Origin of the sequence: Neobacillus drentensis (assembly GCF_036962765.1) — a bacterium.
GTDB lineage: Bacteria > Bacillota > Bacilli > Bacillales > Cytobacillaceae > Neobacillus > Neobacillus drentensis_C.
Genome location: NZ_JBALOS010000311.1, coordinates 1734 through 7655 on the forward strand (window position 1 = coordinate 1734; position 5922 = coordinate 7655).

Genomic DNA, 5922 nt, shown 5'->3' on the forward strand with positions numbered 1-5922 from the left:
AGCTAACCTTGCCACTATCTTGAAGTCTATTTCGTTAGTAAGGTTTTCCTCGATATACTGCATTGCATCATTCATATTCTTAAGCAAATCCATTATATGACCTCCTTCATCAATAGAATAGCAGAAGTTGAATGTATCCATCCGACAATTGGTGCACCATTATGTAGGATTAATCCTTTATTTCACTATACTAACCCGTTAGTAAAAGAAGCGGCCGTTCCTGTTTAACAATCGCATCCGTTACTTGAATATTAACAAAAAGACGCTTTACCTATTCTGGAAAAGCGTCCAATAATTGAATAAAGATATATCAGAAATGATTACATGTATAGGGATTATTTCTTCAAGAGATATACCTTATTCTTTCCGTTCAAGTGAATGAGTACAGACACCTAATTTTTTTATTTCTTAGCATCTATTTTCGATCGAGTGTATGAGGAGGTTCTTCCATCCATTTTCGTTCAATCAACATTTCTATTCCATTTTTACCGTAAATCATGATCTCTATAAGAAATTTGGAGTATTGCGTGGCCGATATAGGTAATGGCGATTGAATTAGCCATTGTAATCATCCCCAGAATGAGTCGATCTGAAAAGGGGGACACGGTCGATAAAGATACTGTAGCATTGATCATTGAGTTCTCTGGAAGATCATCTTTAGTTAGAGTATCGTTTAAAAACTCTATTTGCTTTTGGGCCAGTTTCTTTCCTCGAATTAGATAATTTTTGATGTTTTCATCTTTGACAATCTGAATAAATGCCGTTAAAAAAATTTTGGCAAGAAGGTTACGTTCACTATTGAAAAATATATCAGTTAATTCTAAAACATTTAATGGCCGACTGGGTTCAAACCATTTAGATAAAATAGTTCCCTTTTCTTTTAGGAATTCGATGGGATCTGGATAGGGAATAAATTGAGGTCGATCATAAATTCCTTTTGTAAGCATCATCTGGACTGACTGATTATAAAACTCTAAAAAAGAGGTTATACGTTTTGAAAAAAACAAGCGTACGTCTTCACGGGCTACACTTGTCAACAACATGCCATCATTCATAATCGCAATCTTGCACATACTGTATAATAACTAAGTGAAATAGGATCAGAAAATAAAGGGGGTGCAGATAAGTTTACATCCTCTTCCGTATATCCCCTTGGAACAGGGAACTTTTCTTGAATAAACATGTTCTTAACCTCTTCAAGATAAGTTTGAGTGGTATTCAAAGACTCAGAAAGTAATGGTCTTAATTCTTCATCTTTAAGGTGTTTTAAGAAATATTTCAATAAACAAACGTTCATACTTTCACTAATATAAGTTGACCATAGCGCCCCAATCTCTGTTGATGTAAAACCGACCTCATGCTTGCTACTCATTGCCCCTTCTCCTTCCAAATATTGAACTTCGTTTTAATATCATTCCCTTTATAACATTATGCTGTAAATTCGAGGTTTCTATGAATGGCTTGTTGGAAGTTAATTAAGCATAAAAAAAATATTTGGATCTTTATTGCATCATATTCTATATTCTTTCCCGATTGCTGAACAAAGATCAAACAGGACTCTTCCACAAAACTACCCCGTTGCTTCAATAAGAAAAAAGATGATGCCACAGCAACACCTTGTTTAACTCTAGCATTCTTTAGTTTAATAATTTATTTTGACTCCTTTAACTCTTGCAACCCGTTAGCACAATAAAAAAGGGGTTGCTGCGGCAACCCTCTTCCTTAACTCAAGCACATTTTAGTTGAAAAAATGTATCTTCTTTATAAAACGATCTAATCAATCTTATGAACTTTGTCCTTGTCAAAGATTCCTTCCTGCCATAACTGATAGAGATATAGAATGACGGCTAATATGGTCATTGCCAAAAGATTTTGGAATGGGGAGAAACTTCCGTTTTCTCTAGACCCAAGCTTGTTCAACATTTTAGTAAGACCCATCCCGTAGAAGAGATCGATTAATAAATTAACACAAATATATATCCAAAATTTACGAAATGTAAAGTGAAATATCCATATCGTACCGATCAAGAAAACACCATAAACTGTAAATAATGGTGCAATTTTGTCCCAAGTAAAAAGGGTATCCTTAAATTTCCACCAGTTATATGACCATGCCATTTGAGCTATTATGGTGTTCAGCACTGTGGCAAATAGAGCAACAGGCATATATCTTCGAATTGATAAACGGTTTAAAAAGATCAAAGAAATCCACGGTATAATAAATAATGACCAAATAACCACTTTATCCATTTTATGTGTCCTTTCAGTTATAAACTTTAATACATAACGTGTCCTCCATTGTTAGATAATATGTAACTTCTTATTAAATTAAACTCCGTTACTTGAATAAGAAAAAAGAGCTTTGCTCGGTTCCAGCCAACCACCCGATAGTTTAAGTACAATACTTCACAATCTTGCTTTCGGTTTAATTAGAAAGGTTTTCGTACCCCTTATTCCAATTACGGCTGTCCTTTTGCTTAGGATGCAGCGTTGCTTATTCCCTTAAGTAGAAAGATGAAATTTTTTCAATATTTAATAACCCAATTTCTTAGAAATAAAAGGAGAAATTGGGATGTTTATTGTACTATTCATTACAGGCTATTTGGATGGGGCGGCAACAATTTTTATATTTCCTTGTTCTCCTTCATCTGGCTTTCCAGCAGCTTTTTTGCTGGATAATTTGATTTGCTTTATGAATAACGTACAGACAGCTCCAATCACAGCAAATCCTAATCCAACGAAAAATACACTGTGTAAAGAATCCATTAAGGACGTTTTTAAAATAGGTACCATTTTATCAGTTAGAAAAGATGGCATTTTTTTCATGGTTTCAGCGCTAAACAGCATTTGGTACAAACCTTGAGGATTAGTTGCAATCATATCTTTAAGTTTTGATACCAAAGGTCCAGCTTGTGCCGGCAATGTATTCAAGAATGGAACAAGTTTGTCCGTTAGAAGCGTTCCTGATTTGCTGTTCATCACTGCACCTAAAATCGTAATCCCCAATGTTCCCCCCAATGGAACGGAAGAATTGGTTCGAAGAGGTAACGACACTTAGTTCTTGTTTTGAAAAGCTTTCTTGTGGAGCTAAGGTAATCGTTGGCATCACCAACCCTAAACCTAAACCAATCACTCCCATATAACTTGTGGCGACTAATTTACTCGTACCCATATCTATGGTTGTTAATAAAAAGAGTTCACCAGCCATGATTAAACATGCCTGTCATAATTTGCGGCTTGATTCCGATTTTGTAGACAACCTGACCTCCAATAATGCTGGTGATAATCATAGAAATCATCATTGGTGTCATAATGGTTCCTGATTGGGTTGCACTAACCCCTAAAATTCCTTGCATAAAGAATGGAACAAATGTAATGGCACCAAACATTCCAATTGTCATGAAGAATCCAACTAAATTCAGGAACAAGAAGGTTCTATTTTTAAATAGGTACATCGGCAAAATCGGCTCTTTTGCTTTGGTTTCGACAATAACGAAACTCACTAAACCAATGACAGCTAGCGCGAATAATCCAAGAGTTTGCCAAGAATCCCATGCATAGTCTTTACCACCAAAGCTAAGAGCAAGAAGTAAGCTTACTACTCCTACAATCATCGTAAACATGCCTGTAATATCAAAATAAATAGGTCCTGTATTCTTACGCCCTTGTATCCCAATTGCTATGAAGATGGTAGCCAAAATACCAACAGGAAGGTTAATGTAAAATACCCATTTCCAGTTCAAGGCGTCTACAATCCATCCGCCAATTTGTGGACCAATTACGGAAGCAAGCCCGTAAATTGCTCCGAATACACCTTGAAATTTGGCGCGTTCCTTTCCAGTAAATAAATCCCCGATAACAATCATCGCCATCGGCATCATTATACCGCCACCAATTCCTTGTATACCACGATAAATAATTAACTCTGTCATATTATTTGCCATACCGCATAGTGCAGAAGCAGCCATAAAAATAATAAGTCCAGCAACATATACAGATTTGCGACCTAATAAGTCAGCCAACTTTCCAGCAATCGGAACAACTGCAGTTGATGTGAGCAAATACGCTGTAGTCAGCCATGTCATCATGCTTAATCCGCCAAGATCTCCTACTATTTTGGGCATCCCGGTTCCTCTGCGATACATTTAATCCCAATGCAAATTATGATCAAACCACCTGCTAAATTGGCAATACCGATAGAAATAAACTCTGAAATGAATTTTCCTGCAATTATGGAAAGATAAGCACATATCATGGAAACGATAGCGATAATTAAATTAGAAACAAAGGGAATCCGTGTTGACCTTAATCCATATGAGACACTTATTCCTAAATTATCAAGATTTGCCGCAATACCAATTAGCAATATAGATAACAAATGCATATTTTCCTCCTATGGGTTTACAGCTCATCTACGTTGTTCTTGAGAAAAATTCTTATGTATATTTATACATTCAAATCGTATTAATTATGTTAAAAAGAAACCTGCTGTCCTTATTTACAATAAATCTTCATTGTAAGACATTATAAAAAGGAACTCATTTCTGAGTTCCTCAACTATGGTGCTTTTTCTATTTATCTATTTTTCTTACTTAAGATACTGCTAAAAATGCAAGATGGNNATTAAATAAAGATTATTATTTTTTTAAGTTAAGTTTATCTGGCTTGACTTCATTAAATTCTATTCGAATTTCTTCACTAATATCTTCTTTTATACCCTCAGTTGCTTTTTTAAACTCTCGAATAGATTTTCCAAATGCTCGACCGATTTCTGGAAGCTTGTTTGGTCCAAAAATAACAAGTGCTACAATAAGGATTAATATTAACCCAGGCATGCCTATATTTGATAACATCGTTTCAACTCCTAATACTGAATATAAACTCAATGACTTGCCTATTTCAGATTTTATTACGATGCTAAAAATTCATTTAGAGCTGACTTATTTTGTTCCAAATTGATACTTAATACTGCACCAACATCTTTAAATTGTTCATTCGTAAAAGATCCATCCACAGGAACACGCATGGTTTTTAGATCATTGGATTGATTCGTAAGCACATCTTTTCCCAATGACAAGAGGGTAGACGTATCCAGATTGGTATCTACATAAGGGTTTATAACACCAAGTATTTTGGGAAGCTTTATAATGCTACCTATACTCAACGCCTCATTCTTCAGCTTTCCAATGACTTCCTGTTGCCTTTGAACTCGGCCGAAATCACTTAGTTTATCATGTCTAAAACGGACATATCCTAATAACTTATCACCATGTAAAATTTGTTTTCCAGGGTTTATTGTTGTTCCAATTCCATACGTCATTTCATGAGGGACATCCACTTCAATTCCACCTGGTGCAATTATATCTGCAACTTTGGAAAATCCTTCAAAATCAACAACAGCAAAGTAATTTACATCAATATCAAAGTTTTCTTTTATAGTCTGTCTAAGAAGTTCAGGTCCACCATAGGCATAGGCTGCATTTATTTTTTGCTTTCCGTGTCCTGGAATATTGACATAAGTATCTCTCATAATAGAAATTAACTTAGATTTATGTGTTTCTTGATCATAATGGGCAATCATTATGGAATCAGTTCTTGCATGCTCTTCACCACGTGAATCGCTTCCCAAAAGGAGCACATTTATTCTACCAAACTTCACTTCTTCACCCTGAAAAGAGCTGGCTTGTTTCTCATCATCTTTAAATTTACCTGCTGCCTTAGCGATTGAAACTCCTTGTTTATATTGATAAGCTCCATAAGCACCTACACCAGCAATCATTAAAATAAATATAAACAAAATAACCCTTTTCCATCTAACTTTCTTTTTCCTACTCATTCTTTCCATAATACACCTTCTATTATTATTATTATATTAAATATTTACACAAGCATTTTTTTGTAGTTAAAACATTTATTGTATAG

5 protein-coding genes and 3 pseudogenes are annotated in these 5922 nt (G+C 34.9%); all 8 read right to left on the reverse strand.

All coding sequences use genetic code 11. The features are described from left to right. A pseudogene (locus V7137_RS27870) lies at positions 1–141 on the reverse strand (AraC family transcriptional regulator); the annotation flags it as partial. Between the two features lie 344 nt (positions 142–485). Next, positions 486–950 carry a DUF3231 family protein gene (locus V7137_RS27875; RefSeq protein ID WP_420490190.1) on the reverse strand — a complete coding sequence of 155 codons (465 nt, stop codon included), beginning with the start codon at positions 948–950 and terminating at the stop codon, positions 486–488. A gap of 24 nt (positions 951–974) precedes the next feature. Next, positions 975–1372: pseudogene (locus V7137_RS27880) on the reverse strand (DUF3231 family protein); the annotation flags it as partial. A gap of 401 nt (positions 1373–1773) precedes the next feature. Beyond that, entirely contained in the window at positions 1774–2250 is a 477-nt protein-coding gene (locus tag V7137_RS27885; RefSeq protein WP_335701071.1) for a hypothetical protein, read from the reverse strand. Between the two features lie 348 nt (positions 2251–2598). Then, positions 2599–4133 (reverse strand): annotated as a pseudogene (locus V7137_RS27890) (MDR family MFS transporter); the annotation flags it as partial. Continuing rightward, positions 4112–4384 (reverse strand): manganese efflux pump, encoded by a 273-nt coding sequence (locus V7137_RS27895; protein ID WP_335701072.1) that lies wholly within the window; start codon positions 4382–4384, stop codon positions 4112–4114. The gene V7137_RS27895 and the pseudogene V7137_RS27890, both read right to left, overlap by 22 nt. Before the next feature lie 253 nt (positions 4385–4637). Further along, positions 4638–4853 carry a twin-arginine translocase TatA/TatE family subunit gene (locus V7137_RS27900; RefSeq protein WP_335701073.1) on the reverse strand — a complete coding sequence of 72 codons (216 nt, stop codon included), beginning with the start codon at positions 4851–4853 and terminating at the stop codon, positions 4638–4640. 56 nt (positions 4854–4909) lie between these two features. After that, positions 4910–5845 carry an LCP family protein gene (locus V7137_RS27905; RefSeq protein WP_335701074.1) on the reverse strand — a complete coding sequence of 312 codons (936 nt, stop codon included), beginning with the start codon at positions 5843–5845 and terminating at the stop codon, positions 4910–4912. Between the last annotated feature and the right edge of the window lie 77 nt (positions 5846–5922).

Bases quoted from the DNA above. Each gene is read 5' to 3' on its own strand.
- V7137_RS27905 (WP_335701074.1), bottom strand. From the start codon at position 5,845: ATGGAAAGAATGAGTAGGAAAAAGAAAGTTAGATGGAAAAGGGTTATT.
- V7137_RS27895 (WP_335701072.1), bottom strand. From the start codon at position 4,384: ATGCATTTGTTATCTATATTGCTAATTGGTATTGCGGCAAATCTTGAT.
- V7137_RS27900 (WP_335701073.1), bottom strand. From the start codon at position 4,853: ATGTTATCAAATATAGGCATGCCTGGGTTAATATTAATCCTTATTGTA.
- V7137_RS27875 (WP_420490190.1), bottom strand. From the start codon at position 950: ATGATGCTTACAAAAGGAATTTATGATCGACCTCAATTTATTCCCTAT.
- V7137_RS27885 (WP_335701071.1), bottom strand. From the start codon at position 2,250: ATGGATAAAGTGGTTATTTGGTCATTATTTATTATACCGTGGATTTCT.